Here is a 23388-nt window from a genome sequence, read left to right as displayed (position 1 = left end):
GAATGGCGGACACCCCGCACACACCCCGAACCGGTGGTGGTTCACTCGCCCCCGTGACAAGGCTCGTCAGGGTCAGGGCGCCCGAACTCCGCGGCCGCGGCTGGCTGAACACCGGGGGCGCGCAGCTGCGCCTGGCCGACTTCCGGGGCAAGGTCCTGCTGCTGGACTTCTGGACGTTCTGCTGCATCAACTGCCTGCACGTGCTCGATGAGCTGCGGGCGGTCGAGGAGGAGTTCGCCGATGTGCTGGTCACCGTCGGCGTGCACTCGCCCAAGTTCGTCCACGAGGCGGATGAGGCGGCGCTGCGGGCGGCCGTGGAGCGGTATGACGTCCGGCACCCCGTGCTCGACGACCCGGAGCTGACGACCTGGCAGGAGTACGCGGTCCGGGCGTGGCCGACGCTGGTGCTGGTCGACCCCGAGGGCTACGTGGTGCACGAAGCCGCAGGCGAGGGGCACGCCGAGGCCCTCAGGCGGGTCATCCGGCAGGTCGTGGCCGAGCACGAGGCCAAGGGCACCCTGCACCGCGGGGACGGGCCGTACGTGCCGCCGCCGCCCGCCGAGTCCGAGCTGCGCTTCCCCGCCAAGGCCGTGGTCCACCGCGGCAACCTGCTGGTCGCCGACACCGCCCACCACCGCGTCGTCGAGCTGGTCGACGGGGTGCTCAGCCGGGCGTTCGGCACCGGCGAGCGCGGGCGGGCCGACGGGCTCCAGGCCACCTTCTCCGAGCCGTCCGGGCTGGCCGTGCTCCCCGACCACGTCGCCGAGCAGGTCGGGTACGACGTGGTGGTCGCCGACACGGTCAACCACCTCCTGCGCGGCATCGACACCCGCACCGGCGCCGTGACGACCGTCGCAGGCACCGGCGAGCAGTGGCGCGACGGCCCCACCGACGGACCCGCGACCGGCATCGACCTCACCAGCCCCTGGGACGTCGCCTGGTGGGAGCCCGCGGGCGGGGTCGTCATCGCGATGGCGGGCAACCACACGCTCGGGCTGTTCGACCCGCTCGGCGGCCGGGTCAGCCGGTTCGCGGGGACGACGGTCGAGGGGCTGCTCGACGGGCCCGCCGCCGAGGCGTTCTTCGCCCAGACCTCGGGCCTGGCCGCCACCGCGGACCGGCTCTGGCTGGTCGACTCCGAGACCTCGGCGCTGCGCTGGATCGAGCCCGACATGGTCGTGCGCACCGCGGTCGGCGCGGGCCTGTTCGACTTCGGGCACCGGGACGGCCCGGCCGATGAGGCGCTGCTCCAGCACCCGCTGGGCGTCACCGCGCTGCCCGACGGCTCGGTCGTCGTCGCCGACACCTACAACGGCGCCATCCGCCGCTACGAACCCGCCACGCACGAGGTCAGCACGCTGGCCACCGGCCTGGCCGAGCCGTCCGGCGCCGTGCTGGTCGACGGCGAGCTGGTCGTGGTCGCCTCCGCCGCCCACCGGCTGGAGCGGCCGGTGCCCGCCGCGCGGCTGGTCGCAGGCGAGGCCCACCAGGTCCGCAGGCCGCCGACCGACCTGGCCGCGGGCGAGGTCGAGCTGGTGGTGGTGTTCACCCCGCCGCCCGGGCAGAAGCTCGACGACCGCTACGGCCCGAGCACCCGGCTGGAGGTCACCTCCTCGCCTCCGGAGCTGCTCAGGGAGGGTGCGGGCGTGGGCGCGGAGTTGGCGCGTAGGCTGGTGCTCGACGGCACGGAAGGCGTACTGCACGTCGTCGCGCAGGCCGCGGCCTGCGACACCGACGACGCCGAGCACGGCGCCTGCCACCTCATCCGCCAGGACTGGGGCGTGCCCGTCCGGGTCACCGCAACCGGTGGCCGCCGTCTCCCGCTGGTCATGGGCGGGCTGGACGGACGTCCCTAGCGGAGCGCGATTCAGCAGGCGGTTAGGATTCGCCGGTGCCGGAACTGAAGCTCGAAATCCAGCTGCTGCACGACCGGGTGCTGGTGCAGCTCACCCCCGAGGAGGGGGAACGGCGCAGCAGCGGCGGCATCGTCATCCCGGCGACGGCCCAGATGGCGAAGCGGCTGTCGTGGGGCGACGTGCTGGGCGTCGGAACCAGCGTCCGGCACGTGAAGGTGTCCGACCGGGTGCTGTTCAACCCCGAGGACCAGATGGAAGTCGAAATCCAGGGGCGGACGTACCTGGTCATCCGGGAGCGGGACGTGCACGCGATCGCCAGCGAGCGCACCGAGCACGGGACCGGGCTGTACCTGTGAGAAGAACCGCTCTCTGATCAGGGGGAAGGGGTAGTCGTGCAGGACCACCACCGGCCGGGCCACCACCGGTGGCCGGTGTCCCACGCCGAGCAGACCGATCTGCTGCCGGTCGTGGGCGCAGAGGCGGCTACCCAGCGGATCGCACCCGTGGGCGGCCCGCCCGAGCGGCGCAGCCTGCGCAAGCCCGCGTTCATCGCGGGTGCGGTGCTCGGCGCGCTGGCGCTGCTGTACGGCATCGACCTGATGGTGTCCAGCGGCTCGGTGCCCCGCGGGGTCACCGTGGCCGGGGTCGACGTGGGCGGGATGTCGCACGAGGAGGCCGAGGCCGCCCTCCGCAAGGAGATCGAGCCGCGGCTGACCAAGCCGGTGGCCGTGCGCGCGGGCGTGGTCGAGCAGGAGCTCGACCCGACCGCGGCGGGCCTGACCCTGGACTGGGCGGCCACCATCGAGCAGGCGGGCGACCAGCCGCTCAACCCCTTCACGCGCATCGGCTCGTTCTTCAGCACCACCGAGGTCGGGGTGGTCACCGCCACCGACGACGCCAAGCTCGACGCGGCGATGGAGAAGCTGGCCGCCGACGCGGCCAAGGAGCCGGTCGAGGGCGCCATCACCTTCAGCGGCGCCCAGCCGGTCCCGGTCGACCCCGTGCCCGGCCAGGTGCTCCAGGTCCCCGCCGCGCGCGAGGTCCTCGTCGCCGACTGGGCCACCGGGCGCAAGCTGGACCTGCCGGTCGACAGCACCCCGGTCAAGACCACCGCCGAAGGCGTGGCCGCCGCGCTGGAGCAGGTCGCCAAGCCCGCGGTGTCCGGCCCGGTCGTGGTCAAGGGCGAGGGCAAGAACGCCACCATCAAGCCCGAGGTCATCGCGGGCGCGCTCACCTTCGCCCCGGCCGAGGGCGGCGGGCTCACCCCGAAGCTGGACCTGAAGAAGGTCACCGACGCCGTGCGGCCCCAGCTGGCCGAGACCGAGAAGCAGGGCAAGGACGCCGAGATCGTCTTCGCGGGCGGCAAGCCCACGGTCACCCCCTCGGTCGAGGGCCGCGGCATCAAGTACGACACCGCCTTCGCCAACCTGCTCGACGTCCTCAAGAAGACCGACGGCCGCGAGATCACCGTCGAGTACACCAAGACCCCGCCGAAGGTGACCACCGAGCAGGCCAACGGCCTGGGCATCAAGGAGGTCATCGGCGAGTTCACCACCCGCGGCTTCGCCGCCGACTCCGGGGTGAACATCCGCGTGGTCGCGGGCGAGGTCGACGGCGCGATCGTCAAGCCGGGCGAGACGTTCAGCCTCAACGGCCACACCGGCCCCCGCACCGAGGCCCAGGGCTACGTCGGCGCGGGCATCATCCAGGACGGCGCGCCCGGGCGCGCGGTCGGCGGCGGCATCTCCCAGTTCGCCACGACCCTCTACAACGCCGCCTACTTCGCGGGCCTGCAGGACGCCGGGCACCAGGAGCACAGCTACTACATCAGCCGCTACCCCGCCGCGCGCGAGGCGACGGTCTTCCAGAACCCCGACGGCAGCAGCGTCATCGACCTGCGGTTCACCAACGACTCGCCGACCGGCGTGGCCATCCAGACGATCTGGACCCCGTCCTCGATCACCGTGCGGATCTGGGGCACCAAGCGCTACATCGTCGAGTCGGTGACCGGGCCGCGGACGAACGAGACGCCGCCGGGGGAGAAGGAAGGCCCCAAGGAGAACTGCAAGGCCTCCAACGGCGCCCCTGGGTTCACCATCACCGACACCCGGATCATCAAGAACCTCTCCGGGGCCGAGGTCCGGCGCAACACCCGCACGGTCCGGTACAACCCGCAGCCGAAGATCATCTGCCCGCCGCAGGGCTGAGCTGGGGTGCGTCCCCCCGCCGGGGGCCGCACCGCCTAGGTCCGGGAGCGCATCTTCGCCCAGAGACCGGCGACGATCGTGACCGCGATCACCGCGACGATCACCTGGAGCACGATCTCCAGGAAGTCGATGCCCTTGGTGTCGTCCCAGCCGAACGGCTTGGCCAGCAGGGTGCCGATGAAGGCCGCCGCGATGCCGGTGAGGATCGTCAGCCACCAGGGGATCTTCTGCTCGCCCCTGGCGATGGCCCGGCCGAGGACGCCCAGGATCGCGCCCACGATGATCGCGCTGAAGATGCCGCCGATACCCATACCGCTCCTCCTGTCTGTCACCGATCACCAGCGTGGCACCGGAGGTTTCGCCGTGCCCGGCGAGGGACACCTCCTCACCAGCGGTGTCACCCGATCGAGTGAGCGGAGGCGGCGGTGGACGCGGAGCGGGCACACCGGTCCAAACCGGTGCAGTGGCTGGGGCGGGCGGGCTGGGTCTGCTACGGCGTGATCTACGTCGTGCTGGCCTACCTGGCGATCCAGGTGGCCGTCGGCGGGCGGCGCGAGCAGGCCGACACGACCGGCGCGCTGGCCGAGATCGCCGAGACGGGCGTGGGCCTGGCGCTGATGTGGGTGCTGGCGGTCGGGCTGTTCGCGTTCGCCCTGTGGCAGGCGCTGGAGGCCGCCATGGGGTTCAAGTGGGTCGACAAGCAGTTCAAGCGCACCCGCAAGCGGCTGGGCGCGGCCGTGCGGGCCGCCACGGGCGCCTCGCTGGGCGTCGCCGCGGTGAAGCTGGCCACCGGCGGCGGGGCGGGCAGCGGCGACCAGAAGCAGCGGGAGTGGACCGCGGTGGTGCTGGACATGCCCGCCGGGCCGGTCCTGGTGGGCGCCGTGGCCGCGGTCGTCATCGCGGTGGGGGTGGCCGGGGTGGTCTCCGCGGTGCGCGCCTCGTTCATGCGCGACCTGGACACCACCGACCTGCCCAGCGGCACCCAGCGCTGGGTGCGCCGGGTCGGCCGGGTCGGCCACGCGGCCAAGGGCGTGGCGATCGCCACCGTCGGCGGCCTGATCGGGGCGGCGGCGCTGACCGCCGACCCGGGCGAGGCGGGCGGCTTCGACGCGGCCCTGCGGACCCTGGCCGGGCAGCCCCACGGGGTGGTGCTGCTGGCCGTGGTCGCGGTCGGGTTCGCCGCGTTCGGGGTGTACTGCTTCGCGGCCGCCCGGGCGCACCGGACCTGACCGTGCTGGTGCGACCTGCAACGCCTGCCGACGTCCCAGGCATCGCCGAGGTGCATGTGCTCGGCTGGCAGCACGGCTACGCCGGGCTGCTGCCGCAGTGGCTGCTGGACCGGCTCGACCCGGCGGCCAGGCAGACCCGCTGGGCGGCGACGGTGGCGGCCGCGGACTGGCCGCGGCAGGGCACGCTGGTCGCCGACGACGGCCGGGTCGTGGGCTTCGCCCACCTGCGCCCGACCGGCGACGGCGACCAGGACCCGGCAGGCACCGGCGAGATCGCCTCGTTCTACGTCGACCCGCGGGTCTGGCGGCGGGGCGTGGGGCGCGCGCCTGATGGATGCCGCGCTGGACTGCCTGCGGCTGGCCGGCTGTACCCTGGCCACCCTGTGGGTGCTGGAGCGCAACGAGCGGGCCATGGCCTTCTACGCCAGCCGCGGCTTCACCCCCGACGGCGCGACCAGGCCCGACGTCATCGGCGGGGTGCGCGTCCGCGACCTGCGCTACCGCCTGCCCCTGCAATAGCGGCGGCGGCGACCCCCTGGTGGGGATCGCCGCCGCAGGCAGGTGGGTCAGAACGCGGCTTCGTCGACGTCCATCAGGTCGTTGTCGGCCGACTCGACGATGCGGCGGGCGCCTGCCAGCTCCGGCAGGACGTTCTTGGCGAAGAAGCTCGCCACGGCCACCTTGCCCTCGTAGAAGGCCTTGTCCTTGCCCGACGCGCCCGCGTCCAGCGCGGCGAGGGCGACCTCGGCCTGGCGCTGCAGCAGCCAGCCGACCAGCAGGTCGCCGGTGGCCATCAGCAGGCGGACGGTGTGCTGGCCGACCTTGTAGAGGTTGCGCACGTCCTCCTGCGCCGAGGTCAGGTAGCCGATGAGGGCGCCCAGCATGGCCTGGACGTCTTCGAGGGCCTGCTTGAGCAGCTCGCGCTCCTGCTTGAAGCGGCCGTTGCCGCCCTCGGCGGCCAGGAACGCGGTGATCTCCCCGGCGACGTGGGCCAGCGCCTGGCCCTTGTCCCGGACGATCTTGCGGAAGAAGAAGTCCATCGACTGGATCGCCGTGGTGCCCTCGTAGAGGGAGTCGATCTTGGCGTCCCTGATGTACTGCTCGATCGGGTAGTCCTGCAGGAAGCCGGAGCCGCCCAGGATCTGCAGCGCCTGCACGAGCTGCTCGGTGGCCCGCTCGGAGCCGACGCCCTTGACGATCGGCAGCAGCAGGTCGTTGACCCGCTCGGCCAGCTCCTGGTCGCCCTCGCCGGTCCACACCTGGTCCTGGAAGGACGCCGTGTAGAGGTACACCGCGCGCAGGCCCTCGGCGTAGGCCTTCTGCAGCATCAGGCTGCGGCGGACCTCCGGGTGGTGGGTGATGGTCACCCGCGGCGCGGTCTTGTCCAGCATCTGGGTCAGGTCGGCGCCCTGCACGCGCTCCTTGGCGTACTCCAGCGCGTTGAGGTAGCCGGTGGACAGCGTGCCGATGGCCTTGGTGCCGACCATCATCCGGGCGTACTCGATGACCTGGAACATCTGCGCGATGCCGTCGTGCACCTCGCCGAGCAGCCAGCCCTTGGCCGGGGTGCCGTGCACGCCGAAGGACAGCTCGCAGGTCGTGGAGACCTTCAGGCCCATCTTGTGCTCGACGTTGGTGACGAAGGCGCCGTTGCGCTCGCCCAGCTCGCCGGTGTTGGTGTCGAAGTGGTACTTGGGGACCAGGAACAGGCTCAGGCCCTTGGTGCCCGGTCCGGCGCCCTCGGGGCGGGCCAGCACCAGGTGCATGATGTTCTCGGTCATGTCCTGGTCGGCGGAGGTGATGAACCGCTTGACGCCCTCGATGTGCCAGGAGCCGTCGTCCTGCTTGACCGCCTTGGTGCGGCCCGCGCCGACGTCGGAGCCCGCGTCCGGCTCGGTGAGCACCATCGTGGCCCCCCAGCCGCGGTCGATCATGATCTGCGCCCAGCGCCGCTGCTCCTCGGTGCCGTTCTTGTGCAGGATCATGGCGAAGTTCGGGCCCGCCAGGTACATGAACAGCGCGGGGTTCGCGCCGAGGATCAGCTCGGCCGCGGCCCACTGCACGGTGGGCGGCATGCCGAGGCCGCCGAGGTCGTTGGTCAGGCCCAGCCGCCACCACTCGCCGTCCCACAGCGCCTTGTAGGACTTCTTGAAGGACTCCGGCAGGGTCGCCGAGAAGGTCTTGGGGTCGTAGACCGGGGGGTTGCGGTCGGCGTCGGCGAAGGACTCCGCCAGCGGGCCGACGGCCAGCTTGTTCAGCTCGGCGAGCACGCCGCGGGCGGTGTCCTCGTCGGAGTCGGCCAGCACACCCTTGCCCAGGCGTTCTTGGACCTTCAGCACCTCGAAGAGGTTGAACTCCAGGTCGCGGACGTTGCTCTTGTAGTGACCCATGTCTGTTGCTCCGTGTCCTCACGAGCGGGCAGCGTGCTACTCACCGGTAACAACAGGATATTACTCTTGGGTAACCCAAGCAAGTGGTGAACGTGCCGTCAGGTGCCGGTGCGCGTCTGCTTCTGGGTGGTGCTGAGCACCCCCGACCGGAAGGCGACCGCCACGGCGTGCGTGCGGTCCCGGGCGGAGAGCTTGCGCAGGATGCTCTTGACGTGGGTGCGCACGGTCTCCACCGACACGTACAGGATCTTGGCGATCGCCTGGTTCTCCAGGCCGTCGGCGATGAGCTGCAGGACCTGGAACTCGCGCCGGGACAGCGGCTGGGTGGTCTCCGACAGCCAGGCCAGCCGGGCCCGGGGCGCGGCCACCGTCTGGGCCAGCGCCGGGTCGACGTAGCGGCGGTCCCGGTGCAGGCCCGCCATCGCCTCGACGACCTGCGGCGGCTCGGCCGAGCGCAGGATCACCCCGTGCACGCCGGAGGACAGCGCCGTGGCGACGTAGTGCGTGGTCCGGTGGGTGTCCCTGACCATGATCAGGATGCTCAGGTCCGGGTGGCCCGCCGTGAGCATGTGGCTGAGGTGGTGGCGCGGGTCCAGCCCGGAATCGATCATCGCGATGGTCGGCCGGAACCGCTCGACCATCGCCACCGCCCCCTGCGGGGTGTCGGTCGCGCCGAGCCAGCGGAGCCCCGGCGTGCGCATGACCAGCGCGGAGAGGCCCTCGCGGAAGAGGGGCACGCCGTCGACCAGCACGATGCCCAGGCCCGCCTGCCCGAGGGGGCGGGGGATTGTGGTGCGCGGCATACGTGACCCTTCGTTCAACTACCCGTCCTTGGTGTAGCGACGCCGCAGCCGCGGACCCGTGACGTGCTTGTGCGGGATGAGGTCGAAGTCACCTGTTCGGGCGAGTACTGTGAGTTGGGTTACACCGTCTGCCTGGTTTATCGGCTGCTGCCGGTGGCCCGTGTCACCCGGACGAGGAATACCGAGTAGTAGCCGCGGGATTGGGTAGGAACGATCGCTCGTCCGGGATAGGGTCGCTGTAGCTCTGGAGTGACCGCCTGACTGCGGTGCGTACGCGGAGTGTTCACAGGAGGGGGCTGCCGGTGGAACCAGGCGCCGTGCGCAGTGCCGACGGGTGGTTCCGCCTCATGGTGGAGACCGACCTCGCACCCGGCTTGCGGGCGCTCGGCCTGTCCGGCAGCGACCGGCACTACCGGATGGTCACCGACACCCACCGCGGCGAGATCTCCATCGTCCTGGCGCTCGCCCGGCCGGACACCACCCGGTTCACCCTGTCCCTCGGCGTCACGCCGACCGACGAGTGGACCGCCCAGCGCCGCATCCGCCCGTACCTGGCCCACTCCCAGCCCGGCTGGCGCGCCACCATCGGCCAGGTCGTGCTGGTCGGCTCCGGCGTCCCGGTCGGCGACCTGTGGTGGCAGGTGCGCGCCGGTCGCCCGTTCGGGGCGATCTCCCAGGAGATCCTCGGCCTGGTCAAGGAGTTCGCCCTGCCCGCCATGCACGCCCAGATCCGGGCCAGGACCACCGGCGGATAGCACGAACCCCAGGCCGTCTGACCTGGGGTTCTGCGCTGCGGAGCGGATGACGGGAATCGAACCCGCGTTCTCAGCTTGGGAAGCTGATGTTCTACCATTGAACTACATCCGCGTGATCAAGCTCGGTGCGAGCATACACCGTCCCGCGGGCGGCGCTCGCCACCGGGCTAGTGTGTCGGGCGTGCTGCTGAGCGACCGCGACCTCCGCAAGGAACTCGACTCCGGCAGGCTCCGGGTGGAGCCGCTGGACCAGGCGATGGTGCAGCCGTCCAGCATCGATGTGCGGCTGGACCGCTTCTTCCGGGTCTTCAACAACACCCGGTACACCCACATCGACCCCCAGCAGCAGCAGGACGACCTGACGACGCTGGTCGAGGTCGAGGGCGACGAGCCGTTCGTGCTGCACCCGGGCGAGTTCGTGCTGGGGTCGACGTTCGAGACCGTGACCCTGCCCGACGACCTGGCCGGGCGGCTGGAGGGCAAGTCCTCCCTCGGGCGGCTGGGCCTGCTGACCCACTCCACCGCCGGGTTCATCGACCCCGGCTTCACCGGCCACATCACGCTGGAGCTGTCCAACGTGGCCAACCTGCCCATCACGCTGTGGCCGGGCATGAAGATCGGGCAGCTGTGCCTGTTCCAGCTCTCCTCCGCGGCGGAGTTCCCCTACGGGTCGACGCAGGCGGGCTCGCGGTACCAGGGCCAGCGCGGCCCCACGCCGTCGCGCGCCTACCGAAACTTCCACCGGGTGGACACCCGTCGCTGAGCGTTCACCCAGGGGCCTCATTGGTCGGCTAGAAAGCCGCGCGTACCCCCCCATGAGGTTGGAGGCCCGGTGGCAATCCGCTTATCCGCTGGCGCGCTCGCGTGCGCCGCGGCGCTATCCCTGGTCAGCCCCGCATCGGCGACCGCGAACGAGTGGTTCCAGCGGGTCGGGACCATGCCCGTGCACCAGAACGGGTCCGCCGACGAGCACACCGCCGCGGAGATCGCCGCGGCCACGCCGGACGGCCGCACGATCGTCTACACCGACTCCCCGGCGTCGCGGATCGGCTTCGCGTTGCTGCGCGGGGGCGTCCCGCGGCCCGCGGGCGTGCTGCCCATGCCCGGCGAGCCGACTTCGGTCGACATCGCGGGCGGGCACGCGCTGGTGGCGGTCAACACCTCCGCGTCGCACGCCGCGCCCTCCGGCGCGCTGGTGGTGGTCGAGCTGCGGTCCCGGCGGATCGTGGCGCGGCACGAGCTCGGCGGGCAGCCGGACTCCATCGACGTCTCCCCCGACGGCCGCTACGCCGCCGTCGCCATCGAGAACGAGCGGGACGAGGACGTCGACGACGGCGCGCTCCCGCAGGCCCCGGCGGGCTTCCTGACCGTGGTCGACCTGCGCGGTGCGCCCGCGGGGTGGTCGCAGCGCCGGGTCGAGCTGACCGGGATCGCCGAGGTCGCGCCGTCGGACCCGGAGCCGGAGTACGTCAGCGTCAACGCGCGCAACCAGGCCGCGGTGACGCTCCAGGAGAACAACCACATCGCCGTGGTCGACCTGCCGACCGGGCGGGTCGTGCGGCACTTCTCCGCGGGCACGGCGACCGTCGCGGGCGTGGACACCGCCGACGACGGCCGCATCGACCCGTCGGCGACGATCACCGCCAAGCGCGAGCCGGACGCGATCGCCTGGCTGGACGAGCGCTACCTCGGCACCGCGGACGAGGGCGACTACCAGGGCGGCTCCCGGACCTGGACGGTGTTCGACTCGCGCACCGGCGCGGTCGTGCACTCCTCGGGCAACGAGCTGGAGCAGGTGGCCATCCGCCAGGGCCAGTACCCGGACGGGCGCTCGGACAACAAGGGCGTCGAGCCGGAGGGCCTGGCCGTGGCGAGCTTCGGGCGGCAGCGCTACGCCTTCGTCGGCCTGGAGCGGGCCAACCTCGTCGCCGTCTACGACATCGCCGACCCGCGCCGCCCGCGGTTCGTCCAGGCGGTGCCGACCGGGGTCGGCCCGGAGGGCGTCCTGCCCATCCCGGCGGCCCGGACGCTGGTCGTCTCCGCCGAGGAGGACTCGGCCGAGGACGGCATCCGCTCCTCGCTGAGCGCCTACCGGCTGACCAGGGCGCCCCGGTCCGCCGCCCACCAGCGCAACGCGGCGGCGCCGTCGATCGTCTCCCGCGGCATCGGCTTCGGCGCGCTGTCCGGGCTGTCGGCCGTCCCCGGCAACCACCGCGACGTGGTGGCCGTGACCGACGCGGCGTACGCGCCGACCCGGGTGCTGACCGTCGACACCGCCGCGGCCCCGGCCGTGGTGCGCGCCGAGCTGCCGCTGACCCGCGACGGCGGGCCGGTGGGCTACGACGCCGAGGGCATCGCCGCCCGCCCCGGCGGCGGCTACTGGATCGCCGCCGAGGGCGACGGGGATGACCTGCCCAACCTGCTGGTCGAGGTCGACGCCCGGGGCCGGGTCGTCCGCGAGGTCGCGCTGCCCGAGCAGGTCGCGGCCACGGCCACCGGCAACGGCTTCGAGGGGGTCGCGGTCGCGGGCGAGCACGTCTGGGTCGCCGTGCAGCGGCCGTGGAAGGGCGACCGGCCCGGCGAGGCCACCCTCGCCCGCTACACCCCTGCCACCGGGGCGTGGGCCTTCGCCGCGTACCCGCTCGACAAGCCCGCCACCGGCTGGGTCGGCCTGTCCGAGCTGACCGCGGTGGACTCCCGCACGCTGCTGGTCCTCGAACGCGACAACCAGCGCGGCGACGCCGCCGCGGTCAAGCGCGTCTACCGCGTCGACGTCGGGGCCGTGGCCCCGGTCGCCGCGGGCGGGCCGAAGCCGGTCGTGGCCAAGCGCCTGGTGCGCGACCTGCTGCCCGCCCTCACCGCGGGCGGCGCGACCGCCCACGACAAGCCGGAGGGGCTGGCGCTGGTCGGCGCCGGGCCGGTCCGCAGGCTCGTCGGCGCGGTCGACAACGACGGGGTGGACGACGCCCCCGGCGAGTCGGTCTTCCTGCGCCTGGGCTGGTTCACCGCGTTCTGACGGCTCGCGGGGTGCCACGGGCCGCCGTGGCACCCCGCCCGCTCACAGCGCGGCCAGCAGGGCGGCCTCGGCGTCGGCGGGCAGGCCCGCCTTGCGCTCGCGGTCGACGCCCAGCGCCTCCTCGTGCGCCAGCGCCCGGGTCGCCGCCTCGGCCAGCGGCCGCGGCCGCAGCCCGGCGGCGATGGCCGGACCGGCGTCGCGCGCGCCCATCATCCGGTGCGACTCCGGCAGCCACAGCGGCAGCGAGCGCGGCCCCATCCACGGGGCGATCTCGTGCTCGGCCAGCACCGCCTCGGGCACCTTGACCAGCTCGGCGTCGGCGTCGACGGCCGCGGCGACGCCCTCGATCAGCTCCAGCAGCGGCTGCGCGGGACCGATGCCGTCGTACACCCCGCCGGTCCCCTGCTCGGCCGCGTCGACGATCCACGCGGCCAGATCGCCCACGTCGATGATCTGGGAGAGGTGGTCGACGTCGGGCACCACGACCCGGCCGCCGCGGCGCAGGCGCATGGGCCAGTAGCCGAAGCGGTCGAACGGGTCGCCGGGGCCGGTGATCAGGCCCGCGCGGACGATGAAGGCGCGCTCGCCCATCGCCGCCAGGACGGCGTTCTCGCTGGCGACCTTGATCGAGCCGTAGGCGTCGGGGTCGGTCAGCACCTTGGTGCGGTCGAAGTGCTCCTCGCGCGGGGGCAGCAGGACGTCGTCCACCCGGTCGGGGTGGGCGTAGGCGCTGATCGAGGAGACGAACGTCCAGTGGCCGACCGAGCCGCCTAACGCCTCCAGCGCCCGGCTGACCCAGGTGTGGGAGATGGGGGCCACGTCGACCACCGCGTCGAACCACTCGCCCGCCAGAGGGGCGAGGCCGTCGGGCTGGTCGCGGTCGATCTTCACCAGCCGTGTGCCGTCGGGCACCGACCCCGACTCGCCGCGGGCCGCGCAGACGACCTCGTGGCCGCGCGCCGCGGCCGCCGCCGCCGTGGTGCGCCCGAGGAACCGGGTTCCGCCCAGGATGAGAATTCGCATGCGCCCACCCAACTCCGCCGCGGGCCCGCCCGCCACGGTTCTCGCCGCAGGCGAACGGCCACCCACCCCGCGCTTCCCCGGCCGAAATGATGAATACGCAGGTCAGTTACGATTTGTCAGTACCGGCCTTCGCAACCGTAGGAGCAGCCTGCCGTGGCCCGAGTCGTCGTCGACGTCATGCCCAAGCCGGAAATCCTCGACCCGCAGGGGCAGGCGGTCGCCCGCGCCCTGCCCCGCCTCGGGTTCACCGGGGTGTCCGATGTCCGCCAGGGCAAGCACTTCGAGCTGGAGGTCGACGACGCCGTCGACGACGCCACGCTCGCCAAGATCGCCGAGGGCTTCCTGTCCAACCCGGTGGTCGAGGACTACGTCGTGCGGCGGGTGGAGTCGTGAGGATCGGCGCGGTCACCTTCCCCGGCACCCTGGACGACAGCGACACCCTGCGCGCGATCACCGCGGCGGGCGGTGAGGCCGTCGCCCTCTGGCACGGCGACGCCGACCTGCGCGGGGTGGACGCGGTGATCCTGCCCGGCGGCTTCTCCTACGGCGACTACCTGCGCGCGGGCGCCATCGCCCGGTTCGCGCCGGTGATGGGCGAGGTCATCGACGCCGCCCGCAAGGGCATGCCGGTCCTGGGCATCTGCAACGGCTTCCAGGTCCTCTGCGAGGCGGGCCTGCTGCCCGGCGCGCTGCTGCGCAACGCGGGGCTGCACTTCGTCTGCCGCGACCAGTGGCTGCGGGTGGAGAACAACACCACCGCGTGGTCCTCCCGCTACGACGCGGGCGCGGAGATCATCATCCCGATCAAGAACATGGACGGCCGCTACACCGCCTCCGCCGAGACCGTCGCCGAGCTGGAGGGCGAGGGCCGCGTGGTGTTCCGCTACGTCGGGGGCAACCCCAACGGCTCGCTGGACGACATCGCGGGCATCAGCGACCCGACCGGCCGCATCGTGGGCCTCATGCCGCACCCCGAGCACGCCATCGACGCGCTCACCGGCCCCTCCGACGACGGCCTCGGCATGTTCCTGTCCCTGCTCGACGCGGTGGTGGCGGCGTGACCGACACCGTCGAGCAGGCCAAGAGCACCCCCGACCAGCCGCAGCCCTACCGCGAGCTGGGCCTCAAGGACGACGAGTACGCCCGCATCCGGGAGATCCTCGGCCGCCGCCCCACCGACGCCGAGCTGGCGATGTACTCGGTGATGTGGAGCGAGCACTGCTCCTACAAGTCCTCCAAGATCCACTGGAAGCACTGGAAGGACAACACCACCCCCGAGATGCAGGCCAAGATGCTGGCGGGCATCGGGGAGAACGCGGGCGTGGTCGACGTCGGCGACGGCTGGGCGGTGACGTTCAAGCTGGAGTCGCACAACCACCCGTCCTACGTGGAGCCCTACCAGGGCGCGGCGACCGGCGTCGGCGGCATCGTGCGCGACATCATGGCGATGGGCGCGCGGCCGCTGGCGGTGATGGACCCGCTGCGCTTCGGCGCGCCGGACCACCCCGACACCAAGCGCGTGCTGCCCGGCGTCGTGGCGGGCATCGGCGGCTACGGCAACTGCCTCGGCCTGCCCAACATCGGCGGCGAGGTCGTCTTCGACCCCAGCTACCAGGGCAACCCGCTGGTCAACGCGCTGTGCGTGGGCGCGATGCGCACCGAGGACCTGCACCTGGCGCACGCCTCCGGCGTGGGCAACAAGGTCATCCTCTTCGGCGCGCGCACCGGCCTCGACGGCATCGGCGGGGTGTCGGTGCTGGCCTCGGAGACCTTCTCCGGCGAGGAGGGCGGGACCGGCCGCAAGAAGCTGCCCTCGGTGCAGGTCGGCGACCCGTTCATGGAGAAGGTGCTGATCGAGTGCTGCCTGGAGCTGTTCCAGGCGGGCATCGTCGTCGGCATCCAGGACCTCGGCGGCGCGGGCCTGTCCTGCGCGACCAGCGAGCTGGCCAGCGCGGGCGACGGCGGCATGCGCGTGGAGCTGGACAAGGTCCCGCTGCGCGCCACCGGCATGACCCCGGCCGAGGTGCTCTCCAGCGAGTCGCAGGAGCGCATGTGCGCCGTGGTCGAGCCCGCCAACGTCGAGGCCTTCATGGCCGTGTGCGCCAAGTGGGACGTCATCGCCACGGTGATCGGCGAGGTGACCGACGGCGACCGGCTGGTCATCACCTGGCACGGCGAGACCGTGGTCGACGTGCCGCCGCGCACCGTCGCGCACGAGGGCCCGATGTACGCCCGGCCCATCGCCCGGCCGGACTACCAGGACGCGCTGCAGGCCGACAGCGCCGACCGGCTCCCCCGGCCGTCCACCGCCGACGAGCTGCGCGAGCTGGTGCTGCGCATGGCGGGCGCGCCGAACCTGGCCTCGCGGCGCTGGGTCACCGAGCAGTACGACCGCTACGTGCGCGGCGGCACCGTGCTGGCCCAGCCGTCCGACAGCGGCATGATCCGCATCGATGAGCGGACCGGCCGCGGCGTGGCGCTGGCCACCGACTGCAACGGCCGCTTCGTCAAGCTCGACCCCTACACCGGCACCCAGCTCGCGCTGGCCGAGGCGTACCGCAACGTCGCGGTCACCGGGGCGACGCCGCTGGCGGTCACCAACTGCCTCAACTTCGGCTCGCCGGAGGACCCCGCGGTCATGTGGCAGTTCGAGCAGGCGGTCAAGGGCCTGGCCGAGGGCTGCAAGGCGCTGGGCATCCCGGTGACCGGCGGCAACGTCAGCTTCTACAACCAGACCGGCAGCACGGCGATCCTGCCGACGCCGGTGGTCGGCGTGCTCGGCGTGATCGACGACGTGCGCCGCCGCATCCCCACCGGGATCGGCGCGGAGGCGGGCGAGACGCTGCTGCTGCTCGGCGAGACCCGCGACGAGTTCAACGGCTCGGAGTGGGCCCACGAGATCCACGGCCACCTCGGCGGCCTGCCGCCGAAGGTCGACCTGGAGCGGGAGAAGCTGCTGGCCGAGGTGCTGGTCGCGGGCTCGCGCGACGGGATGGTCTCGGCCGCGCACGACCTGTCCGACGGCGGCCTCGCCCAGGCGCTGGTGGAGTCCTGCCTGATCGGCGAGACCGGGGCGCGGGTGTTCCTCGACGCCGACCAGGACCCGTTCGTGCAGCTGTTCAGCGAGTCGGCCGGGCGCGTGCTGGTGGCCGTGCCGCGCACCGAGGAGCTGCGGTTCACCGACATGTGCACCGCGCGCGGGCTGCCCTGGCGCAAGACCGGCGTGGTGGACCCGGAGTCGGGCGCGCTGGAGATCCAGGGCGTCGGCGTGCTGCCGCTGGCCGAGCTGCGCTCGGCGTGGGAGGCGACCCTCCCGGCCCTGTTCGGCTGAGCCTGCCCGGTCACCGGGCTACGGCCCGGTGACCGGCACGCACGCCGCGGGCTGGACCTCCAGCCGGAACAGGATCTCGGCGTCCCCGCTCGACGGGCGCTTGGCGGTGATCGCCAGCGCGAGGTCGCCGCTGGTGGCCCCGACGCCGGTCGCGGTGGGCCGCGCCGCCCACCCGGCCGCGGTCAGCGCGTCTGCCATCCGGGTCAGCTCGCCCTCCAGGTCGGTGTCCGCGGCCAGCTTGGCGGTGTCCCGCACGGTCCAGGTGAGGCCGCGCGGGCCCGCCCCGCCGCAGTTGGTCGGGGGCAGCGTGTTGACCTCGCGCCCGTCACGGCCGAGCACGCCGTTGACCGCCGCGGCGGCCTGCCGGGCCCGCTCCTGCCCCTCGGCGACGGCCCGCGCCTGCGCGTCGGTCGGGTCGGGGCGCTCGAAGTCGTTGTGGTCGAGCTGCCGGTTCTCGGTGGGCTTGGTGCAGTTGGGCCGCTCCGCGCGCACCGTCGTCCCGGTCAGCGCGAGCAGCACGTCGTGCGGTCCGACCAGGGCGAGGTCGACCGCGTCGGTGGCCTGCGGCTGCCAGCCCGCCGCGATCGCCGCCGTCCGCAGCGCGTCGGCGGTGACCCCGGTCAGCTCGGCGTCAGCCCAGGTGATCACCTGGTCGGGGACGGCGGGCCAGGCGCCGCAGGCCGCCGCGCCGAAGCTCGGCTCCGCGGACCCGTCCACCGCGCGCAGCAGGTCGGTCACCACGGCCTTGAAGTCCTCGGCGACCGGCACCGGTTCGGCCTCGCCGGTGCAGCCCGCCCCCGCGGCCAGCACCGCGAGCGCGGCGGCGACGCGGCGCAGGATCACCGGCGCGTCACCGTGTACTCGTACGTCTCGACCTGCTGCCCGCCGAAGAAGCCGCCCGCGCTCTCGATGAACCGGCGCACCGACGGGTCCTGGCTCTGGTCGAGCCGGCGGGCGGCGTCGGTGTAGTTGCCGCCGATGCCGTGGTTGCCGCCCGCGGTCCCGGTCTGGTTGTCGAAGGTGACGGTGACCCGGTTGTCGCTGGCCGGGTTGTCCCGGGCGTCGAGGTGGGGCACGATGTCGCCGCTGTTCTCCAGGGAGAGCACCTGCACGTGGTCCGGGACCTCGATGTTGCCCACCGGCGACCCGGCGGTCACGACGTGGGTGACGTTGTAGGGCTGGCCGGTCACCGGGTCGGCCAGCGTGCCCGCCGCCTGCGCGGCGACGATCCCGCCCTGGCTGTGCCCGACGAGCATGATCGGCGCGCCCGCTGGCACGCCCGCGGCCCGCAGGGCCTGCTCGATGCCCTCCTGCAGCACGGTCTCGTTGCCCGCCATCGCGTCGACGTTGGTGCCGAAGTCGTTGGCGCTGCCCTGGTCGCCGCCGGGCAGGTTCCACACCTTGGTGCCGGGGATGTCGACGATGTAGGACACCGAGCCGTCCGGGCCGACCACGCGCTTGACGTCGACGTTGGCCTCGGTCTGGTTGCGGTGGTCGAGCCCGTCGAGCAGGTCGCCGAGGCCGTCGGGCGGGGTGGTGCCGACGGCGCTGCGGTCCAGCACCGGGTCGGCCCCGATGGGCGGGTCGAGCGCGGGGTCGCCGTCGGGGTAGGCGGCGGCCACCAGGTCGGTGAGGGTGGCCATGTCGGTGGGCAGGCCCAGTGCGCTCAGCGCGCCCGGGGTCATGCCCAGCACGGTGTCGATCATGCCGGGGTGCTCGACCAGCCAGCGCTGGGCGTCCCCGTCGTAGTTGATCATGATGTCGGCGGCGATCAGCGCCGCCGTGCCGCCCGCGACGGCCAGGCCGGGCAGCGTGGTGGCGGCCGCGCCCATCATCCAGCGGGTGGCCTCCAGCGCCTTGGCGTTGAGGTCGTCGGCGAGCTGGTAGGCCTGGTTGGTCGCCTGCAGGGTCAGCCCGCGCAGGCCGATCGCCGCCGAGGTCGCCGTCAGCCCGGTCGGCCCGTCCAGCGCGCCGAGCATCGCGGCCTCGAACCGGGCCACCCCGGCCGGGTTGAGCAGCGCGGAGGCGACGACGTTGGGGTCGACCAGGTGCCCGTGCGCGGCCATGGCGATCGTCAGCGTCTCCCCGGCCACGTCGTCGGTCAGGTCGCCGAGCGCGGCGAGGTCCTCGTACTGCGCCTCGGTGCCGCCTGCCCCGCCCGCGACGGTCAGGTTGGTCACCCCCGGTCCGGTCATGACAGCGCCTCCGACACGAAGGGGGCCAGCCAGACCCCGAACTCCTCACGGGCAACGGGCTCCAGGTCGACCAGCCTGCGGTCGGCCCCGGTGGGGGCCGGGCGGATGCCCACCCAGCCGGTGTCGCTGTGCAGCCAGGTCAGCCGCGCGGTCCGCACGCCCCCGCCGACCAGCGCGGTCACCTGGCAGTGCAGCAGCCCGTCCGAGCGGCGCAGCACCTCGGTGGCGAAGCGCGCCTCGGCGGCGGGCAGGTTCAGCTCGGCCAGCACGTGGCCGGGGGCCTGCGGGTCGGCCTCGCGCAGCAGCTCGGCCACGCCCAGCTCGTGCAGGGCGGCCAGCGGCACGCGCCCGCGCAGCGGCTCGTCCGCCGCGCCGTCCAGCGCCGACCCGATGCCGCCGCGCTCCTCGGCGGGCACCGCCCGCACCAGCTCCCGGCCCAGGTCGGTCGCCTGGAACATCGACAGCTCGACGGCGGCGTCGGGCAGCAGGAACAGCGACGCGCCGAACCGCCCGGCGATCGCGTGCAGGCTGCGCGAGCCGCGGGCGCCGACCGTGGCGGTGGTGTCGAACATGATCTGCGGGCCGGTGAGCACGCGCAGGTTCGCCGCGACCGAGGGGTGCACCCGCCCGTCGACGACGATGTCGCGCTCGGCCAGCGCCGCCGCCTCGGCCCCGGTGGTGATCTCCGGCGCGGGCTCCCAGTCCGGGGGCATGCGCAGGTCCAGCTCGCCGACGACGTGGGCGTACTCGGCGGCGGTGAGCACCAGCCGGTGCGCCGCGGTCAGGGCGGCCACTACGCCACACCCCGCGCCTGCATGAACCTGCCGACCTCCAGCCACTCCTTGTCGCCCGGCGGCGGCAGGTTGTCCGGCTGGTAGCGCCAGCCCTCCCACGGCGGCCGCGGCGGCGACGGGGCGTCGCCGCCGAAGCCCAGCGCGTCGCCGATGCCGTTGGCGATGTCGCGCACGGCGTCCTTGAACGCATCCACGGCCTGGTTGAACCGCTCGATCGCGCCGTTGAACCAGTTCACCACGCTCTCGGCGATCCGCTTGATCGCCGCGATCAGCTCCCGCACCTGCTGGGCGTGCTGGCGCAGCACGGCGGCCGCCGCGTCGAGCTTGTCGGCGGCCCCGTCCAGCGCGGCGCGGTCGTTGGCGACGGTCTCCCGGCACCGGTCGGCCGCGATGGACTTCCACCGCATCGCCTCGGCCTGGGAGAGCATCGATGCGCCGTGGTCGCGCACCTCGGTCGCGCGCTGCTCGATGCGCGTGGCGATGCGGTCCAGCTCGTCGGGATCGCCGTAGAACGCCATGTCCTTACCCCCAGCGGGCGGGTCGTCGGGTACAGACCCTAGACGCGCCCGGTGAGGGTTCGGTTCCGCCCGGTCACCCCTAGCCGTTGGCCAGGGCTTGGAGGCGGTCGTAGGCGCCGTTGAAGTAGTTCTGGTCGATCGGCGTGGACGTGTACTGCCAGAACGTCCACACGGTCCAGTTGTAGGGCAGCGTGCCCACCGACGTGGAGTACCGCGCCACCCACAGCGGGTTGGCGTGGGCGAAGCGGCCCGCCGTGCCCACGCACTGCGACCACCAGCTCGTGCTGGTGTAGAAGACCGGGTCGCGGCCCGTGCGGTTGCGGTAGGTGGTGCTGAAGTCGGCGATCCACGCCGCCATCTGCGCCTGCGTCTTGCCGTAGCAGGTGGCCCCGTACGGGTTGTACTCCAGATCGGCGACGCCCGGCAGGGTGCGCCCGTCACGGGACCAGCCGCCGCCGTTGTCGACGAAGAAGTTGGCCTGGGCCGCGCCGGAGGAGACGTCCGGCAGGGCGAAGTGGTAGGCGCCGCGGATCATCCCGACGGCGAACGACCCGTTGTACTGCTGCGCGAAGTAGGGGTTGCGGTAGGTCAACCCCTCGGTCGCCTTCACGTAGGCGAACCGCTTGCCCTGGTTCCACCAGTGCGCCCAGTCCACGTTGCCCTGCCAGCTGGCGACGTCCATCCCGGCGACGGTGGCGGCCACCCCCGGCGCGGGCGGCGCCTTGCGCGCGTTGCGGTCGCCGCCCTCGTGCTTGCGGATCTGCGAGCCCATCGCGTGGTCGGCGGCCGGTTCGGCCGCGACCGGGGGCGCGACCAGGGTGGACAGCACTAATGCGGACGTCGCTACCAAGGACTTCATCATTGATGCCCCTTCCGAGTGCCCTCACGCAGGCGGCTTACCGGAGGTAATCGCCTGGGTACCCATCGTGCTTGATTAACCACCCAAAAGTCACGCTTTCGCGTGAATTAATAACCAAACGGCCGAGGGTCGTGCGGACGCGCTCCGGTCGGCAGTGGAGACTTGACCATGCCCACTCGTTCCCGGACGCTTTCGGTAGTCACCCGGAAGCCTCATGTGAGCAGAGGTGGTGACACTCCGCAAATGCGCAACCGCTCTGGTCACAAGCCGTTGTTCAGGTGAAACTGTCCGTGGAGTGGCGGAAGGGGTGAGGAGTGGACAACGCACCGGTCGGACCGGAGGCGTTCGCCGAGCGGTGGACCGGCGTGCTCGTCTCCACCGGGTACGTGGCCCTCGACCGGGCCACGCTCGTCGGGCGCGTGCGCGGCCTGACCGACGTCGTCTACGCCGCGCTCGCCGCGCCCGAGGCCGACACCGCCGCGGTCGAGAAGGTCGGCACCGCGCTGGTCGAGCTGAGCCTGACCGGCGCCGCGACGCTGGCGGCCACGATCCGGCTGTTCGGCGAGCTGCTCGACGGCCCGCACCTGCCCGCCCTGCAGGCCGCGCTGACCACCGGGTTCGTCACCGCCCACCAGGAGCGCATCTTCCGCGACCAGGAGGCCATCCGGCGCGCGGCGCTGGAGGCCAGGCGCGGGGTGGAGTCGGCGCTGCTGGCCAGCGAGGCCCGCTTCCGGGCGATGTTCACCCAGGCCGCCATCGGCATCGTCATCACCGACGCGGTGGGCAGGCTGCTGGAGGCCAACGCCGCGTTCGCCGCGATGTTCGGCTACGCCGAGGCCGACCTGGTCGGCATGACCGCAGCCGACCTGCGCTTCCCCGACGAGCCCGCGACCATGAGCGAGCCGTTCGCCGAGATGGTGGCGGGCGAGCGCGACCACTACCGGATGGAGCGGCTGCTCAAGCGCGCCGACGGCAAGGGGGTGTGGGTCGACCTGTCGGTGTCGCTGGTGCGCGACGAGGACGGGGCCCCGCGGTTCATGGTCGGCATGGTCGAGGACATCACCGAGCGGCACAGCCTGGAGGAGCGGCTGCGCCACCAGGCCAACCACGACCCGCTGACCGGCCTGGGCAACCGCGCGCTGTTCGCCGAGCGGCTCGGCGCCGCCTTCGCCGTCGAGCCGGACAACCGGGTCGGCATCTGCTACCTGGACCTGGACGGCTTCAAGGTCATCAACGACAGCCTCGGCCACGACGTGGGCGACGAGCTGCTGGTCGCCGTCGCCGCCCGGCTCGACGCGCTGGTCACCGCGCCGCACCGCCTGGTCGCCAGGATGGGCGGGGACGAGTTCGTCGTCCTGGTCGAGCGCAGCACCGGCTCCGCCGAGCTGGTCGAGCTGGCCGAGAGCATCCTGGCCGCGCTGGCCGAGCCGGTCAGCATCGGCGGGCACCGGCTGTCGGTGTCGGCCAGCATCGGCGTCGTCGAGCGCCCGGTCGCGGGCACCACCCCCGCCGAGACCATGCGCGACGCCGACGTGACGCTGTACTGGGCCAAGGCCGACGGCAAGAACCGCTGGGCCGACTACGACCCCGACCGCAACGCCCGCGAGGTCGCCCGCTTCACCCTCTCCGCCCGGATGCCCGCCGCGGTGGAGAGCGAGGAGTTCTACGTCGACTACCAGCCGATCGTGCGGCTCTCCGACAGCAAGCTCGTCGGCGTCGAGGCGCTGGTGCGCTGGGCGCACCCGGAGTTCGGCAGGCTCGGGCCCGACCAGTTCATCGGCCTGGCCGAGGAGACCGGCCTGATCGTCCCCATCGGCCGCTGGGTGCTGCGCGAGGCCGCGGGCCAGGCCCGCCGCTGGCGCGACGCCTACGGCGCCCGCGCGCCCCGGGTCAGCGTCAACCTGGCCGCCCGCCAGACCGAGGAGCCGACGCTGGTGGCCGACGTGGGCACCATCCTGGCCGCCGCGGACATCCCGGCCTGCGCGATCCAGCTGGAGCTGACCGAGTCGGCGATCATGGAGACCACCGGCAAGCCCCTCGCCGCCCTGCACGGCCTCGCCGACCTCGGCGTCCGCATCGCCATCGACGACTTCGGCACCGGCTACTCCAACCTCGCCTACCTGCGCCACCTCCCGGTGCACGCGATCAAGCTCGCGGGCTCCTTCATGGAGGGCCTGCGGGGCATCCCGGCCGCCGACCCGGCCGACAGCCAGATCGTCACCAGCCTGGTCACCCTGGCCCACGTGCTGGACCTGGAGGTGATCGCCGAGGGCGTGGAGGAGCCCCAGCAGGCCAGCCGCCTGGCCGCCATCGGCTGCGACAACGCCCAGGGCTGGCTCTACGCCAAACCCGGCCCGCCCGAGGAGATCGAGCGCTGGCTGGAGCACGCCTGAGGCGCTGGTCGGCGGCGCG

General features: G+C 73.0%; 21 protein-coding genes, 1 tRNA gene and 1 pseudogene. 13 read left to right on the top strand and 10 right to left on the bottom strand.

The window, feature by feature from the left end; all coding sequences use genetic code 11:
- The first annotated feature begins 2 nt into the window (after positions 1–2).
- From ACWEPX_RS08380 to ACWEPX_RS08370, 3 genes are read left to right on the top strand one after another with little or no spacing between them, the layout of a single operon-like run.
- Positions 3–1856: an NHL domain-containing thioredoxin family protein gene (locus ACWEPX_RS08380; RefSeq protein WP_451896425.1), complete on the top strand. Its 1854-nt coding sequence runs from the start codon at positions 3–5 to the stop codon at positions 1854–1856.
- Positions 1857–1891: 35 nt separating this feature from the next.
- Complete coding sequence (locus ACWEPX_RS08375; RefSeq protein WP_189209125.1) at positions 1892–2212, top strand: GroES family chaperonin; 321 nt, start codon at positions 1892–1894, stop codon at positions 2210–2212.
- A 36-nt stretch (positions 2213–2248) separates the two neighbouring features.
- Positions 2249–4063 (top strand): VanW family protein, encoded by a 1815-nt coding sequence (locus ACWEPX_RS08370; protein WP_451896424.1) that lies wholly within the window; start codon positions 2249–2251, stop codon positions 4061–4063.
- Between the two features lie 35 nt (positions 4064–4098).
- On the opposite strand, the gene ACWEPX_RS08365 is transcribed toward ACWEPX_RS08370, so the two are convergent.
- Positions 4099–4374, bottom strand: a complete 276-nt coding sequence (locus tag ACWEPX_RS08365; RefSeq protein ID WP_451896423.1) for a GlsB/YeaQ/YmgE family stress response membrane protein — start codon at positions 4372–4374, stop codon at positions 4099–4101.
- Between the two features lie 114 nt (positions 4375–4488).
- Between ACWEPX_RS08365 and ACWEPX_RS08360 the strand changes: the two genes are divergently transcribed.
- The 3 genes and pseudogenes from ACWEPX_RS08360 to ACWEPX_RS08350 all read left to right on the top strand — a co-directional run bounded on the left by ACWEPX_RS08360 (position 4489) and on the right by ACWEPX_RS08350 (position 5811).
- Positions 4489–5292 (top strand): DUF1206 domain-containing protein, encoded by an 804-nt coding sequence (locus ACWEPX_RS08360; RefSeq protein ID WP_451896422.1) that lies wholly within the window; start codon positions 4489–4491, stop codon positions 5290–5292.
- A 2-nt stretch (positions 5293–5294) separates the two neighbouring features.
- Positions 5295–5558: pseudogene (locus ACWEPX_RS08355) on the top strand (N-acetyltransferase family protein); the annotation flags it as partial.
- Positions 5559–5622: 64 nt separating this feature from the next.
- Positions 5623–5811 carry a GNAT family N-acetyltransferase gene (locus ACWEPX_RS08350; protein ID WP_451896421.1) on the top strand — a complete coding sequence of 63 codons (189 nt, stop codon included), beginning with the start codon at positions 5623–5625 and terminating at the stop codon, positions 5809–5811.
- Positions 5812–5858: 47 nt separating this feature from the next.
- Here ACWEPX_RS08350 and ACWEPX_RS08345 read toward each other — a convergent pair whose 3' ends face one another.
- Both ACWEPX_RS08345 and ACWEPX_RS08340 read right to left on the bottom strand, forming a co-directional pair.
- Entirely contained in the window at positions 5859–7682 is a 1824-nt protein-coding gene (locus ACWEPX_RS08345; protein WP_451896420.1) for an acyl-CoA dehydrogenase, read from the bottom strand.
- Between the two features lie 98 nt (positions 7683–7780).
- Positions 7781–8485: a response regulator transcription factor gene (locus tag ACWEPX_RS08340; protein WP_451896419.1), complete on the bottom strand. Its 705-nt coding sequence runs from the start codon at positions 8483–8485 to the stop codon at positions 7781–7783.
- Between the two features lie 317 nt (positions 8486–8802).
- Between ACWEPX_RS08340 and ACWEPX_RS08335 the strand changes: the two genes are divergently transcribed.
- Positions 8803–9240: a hypothetical protein gene (locus ACWEPX_RS08335; RefSeq protein ID WP_451896418.1), complete on the top strand. Its 438-nt coding sequence runs from the start codon at positions 8803–8805 to the stop codon at positions 9238–9240.
- Between the two features lie 41 nt (positions 9241–9281).
- Here ACWEPX_RS08335 and ACWEPX_RS08330 read toward each other — a convergent pair.
- A tRNA-Gly gene (locus ACWEPX_RS08330) sits at positions 9282–9352 on the bottom strand.
- A gap of 69 nt (positions 9353–9421) precedes the next feature.
- On the opposite strand from ACWEPX_RS08330, the gene dcd reads away from it, so the two are divergent.
- Positions 9422–10003, top strand: a complete 582-nt coding sequence (dcd, locus tag ACWEPX_RS08325; RefSeq protein ID WP_451896417.1) for a dCTP deaminase — start codon at positions 9422–9424, stop codon at positions 10001–10003.
- A 69-nt stretch (positions 10004–10072) separates the two neighbouring features.
- On the top strand, positions 10073–12256 hold the full coding sequence (locus ACWEPX_RS08320) for an esterase-like activity of phytase family protein (protein ID WP_451896416.1): 2184 nt from the start codon (positions 10073–10075) through the stop codon (positions 12254–12256).
- A gap of 42 nt (positions 12257–12298) precedes the next feature.
- On the opposite strand, the gene ACWEPX_RS08315 is transcribed toward ACWEPX_RS08320, so the two are convergent.
- Complete coding sequence (locus ACWEPX_RS08315) at positions 12299–13279, bottom strand: NAD-dependent epimerase/dehydratase family protein (protein ID WP_451896415.1); 981 nt, start codon at positions 13277–13279, stop codon at positions 12299–12301.
- A gap of 153 nt (positions 13280–13432) precedes the next feature.
- Here ACWEPX_RS08315 and purS point away from each other — a divergent pair, with 153 nt between their 5' ends.
- Genes purS through purL form a run of 3 tightly spaced genes read left to right on the top strand, consistent with a single transcriptional unit; the run spans position 13433 to position 16610 of the window.
- The gene (gene purS, locus ACWEPX_RS08310) at positions 13433–13672 is read left to right on the top strand and encodes a phosphoribosylformylglycinamidine synthase subunit PurS (RefSeq protein ID WP_451896414.1); all 240 of its coding nucleotides are present in this window, start codon (positions 13433–13435) and stop codon (positions 13670–13672) included.
- Positions 13669–14340 (top strand): phosphoribosylformylglycinamidine synthase subunit PurQ, encoded by a 672-nt coding sequence (gene purQ, locus ACWEPX_RS08305; RefSeq protein ID WP_451896413.1) that lies wholly within the window; start codon positions 13669–13671, stop codon positions 14338–14340. Before purS ends, purQ begins: the two co-directional genes overlap by 4 nt.
- Positions 14337–16610 (top strand): phosphoribosylformylglycinamidine synthase subunit PurL, encoded by a 2274-nt coding sequence (gene purL, locus ACWEPX_RS08300; RefSeq protein WP_451896412.1) that lies wholly within the window; start codon positions 14337–14339, stop codon positions 16608–16610. Before purQ ends, purL begins: the two co-directional genes overlap by 4 nt.
- Before the next feature lie 18 nt (positions 16611–16628).
- Here the strand turns inward: purL and ACWEPX_RS08295 are convergent, their stop codons facing one another.
- From ACWEPX_RS08295 to ACWEPX_RS08275, 5 genes are all read right to left on the bottom strand, one after another.
- Positions 16629–17453, bottom strand: coding sequence for a hypothetical protein (locus ACWEPX_RS08295; RefSeq protein ID WP_451896411.1), 825 nt, complete (start codon positions 17451–17453; stop codon positions 16629–16631).
- On the bottom strand, positions 17450–18805 hold the full coding sequence (locus ACWEPX_RS08290; protein ID WP_451896410.1) for a lipase family protein: 1356 nt from the start codon (positions 18803–18805) through the stop codon (positions 17450–17452). Before ACWEPX_RS08290 ends, ACWEPX_RS08295 begins: the two co-directional genes overlap by 4 nt.
- Positions 18802–19599, bottom strand: coding sequence for an ESX secretion-associated protein EspG (locus ACWEPX_RS08285; protein ID WP_451896409.1), 798 nt, complete (start codon positions 19597–19599; stop codon positions 18802–18804). Before ACWEPX_RS08285 ends, ACWEPX_RS08290 begins: the two co-directional genes overlap by 4 nt.
- Complete coding sequence (locus ACWEPX_RS08280; RefSeq protein ID WP_451896408.1) at positions 19599–20117, bottom strand: putative T7SS-secreted protein; 519 nt, start codon at positions 20115–20117, stop codon at positions 19599–19601. Before ACWEPX_RS08280 ends, ACWEPX_RS08285 begins: the two co-directional genes overlap by 1 nt.
- A gap of 79 nt (positions 20118–20196) precedes the next feature.
- Complete coding sequence (locus tag ACWEPX_RS08275) at positions 20197–20979, bottom strand: lysozyme (protein ID WP_451896407.1); 783 nt, start codon at positions 20977–20979, stop codon at positions 20197–20199.
- A 311-nt stretch (positions 20980–21290) separates the two neighbouring features.
- On the opposite strand from ACWEPX_RS08275, the gene ACWEPX_RS08270 reads away from it, so the two are divergent.
- Complete coding sequence (locus ACWEPX_RS08270) at positions 21291–23369, top strand: putative bifunctional diguanylate cyclase/phosphodiesterase (protein ID WP_451896406.1); 2079 nt, start codon at positions 21291–21293, stop codon at positions 23367–23369.
- The last annotated feature ends 19 nt before the right edge of the window (positions 23370–23388 follow it).

This window comes from Actinokineospora sp. NPDC004072 (assembly GCF_053604195.1).
Note: the sequence above shows the minus strand (reverse complement) of the source record. Positions and strands in the feature narration are given on the sequence as shown.

Coding starts and splice junctions, on each gene's coding strand:
- ACWEPX_RS08275 (WP_451896407.1), bottom strand. CDS start 20,979: ATGATGAAGTCCTTGGTAGCGACGTCCGCATTAGTGCTGTCCACCCTG.
- ACWEPX_RS08350 (WP_451896421.1), top strand. CDS start 5,623: ATGGATGCCGCGCTGGACTGCCTGCGGCTGGCCGGCTGTACCCTGGCC.
- ACWEPX_RS08345 (WP_451896420.1), bottom strand. CDS start 7,682: ATGGGTCACTACAAGAGCAACGTCCGCGACCTGGAGTTCAACCTCTTC.
- ACWEPX_RS08280 (WP_451896408.1), bottom strand. CDS start 20,117: ATGGCGTTCTACGGCGATCCCGACGAGCTGGACCGCATCGCCACGCGC.
- ACWEPX_RS08380 (WP_451896425.1), top strand. CDS start 3: ATGGCGGACACCCCGCACACACCCCGAACCGGTGGTGGTTCACTCGCC.
- ACWEPX_RS08290 (WP_451896410.1), bottom strand. CDS start 18,805: ATGACCGGACCGGGGGTGACCAACCTGACCGTCGCGGGCGGGGCAGGC.
- ACWEPX_RS08365 (WP_451896423.1), bottom strand. CDS start 4,374: ATGGGTATCGGCGGCATCTTCAGCGCGATCATCGTGGGCGCGATCCTG.
- ACWEPX_RS08315 (WP_451896415.1), bottom strand. CDS start 13,279: ATGCGAATTCTCATCCTGGGCGGAACCCGGTTCCTCGGGCGCACCACG.
- ACWEPX_RS08340 (WP_451896419.1), bottom strand. CDS start 8,485: ATGCCGCGCACCACAATCCCCCGCCCCCTCGGGCAGGCGGGCCTGGGC.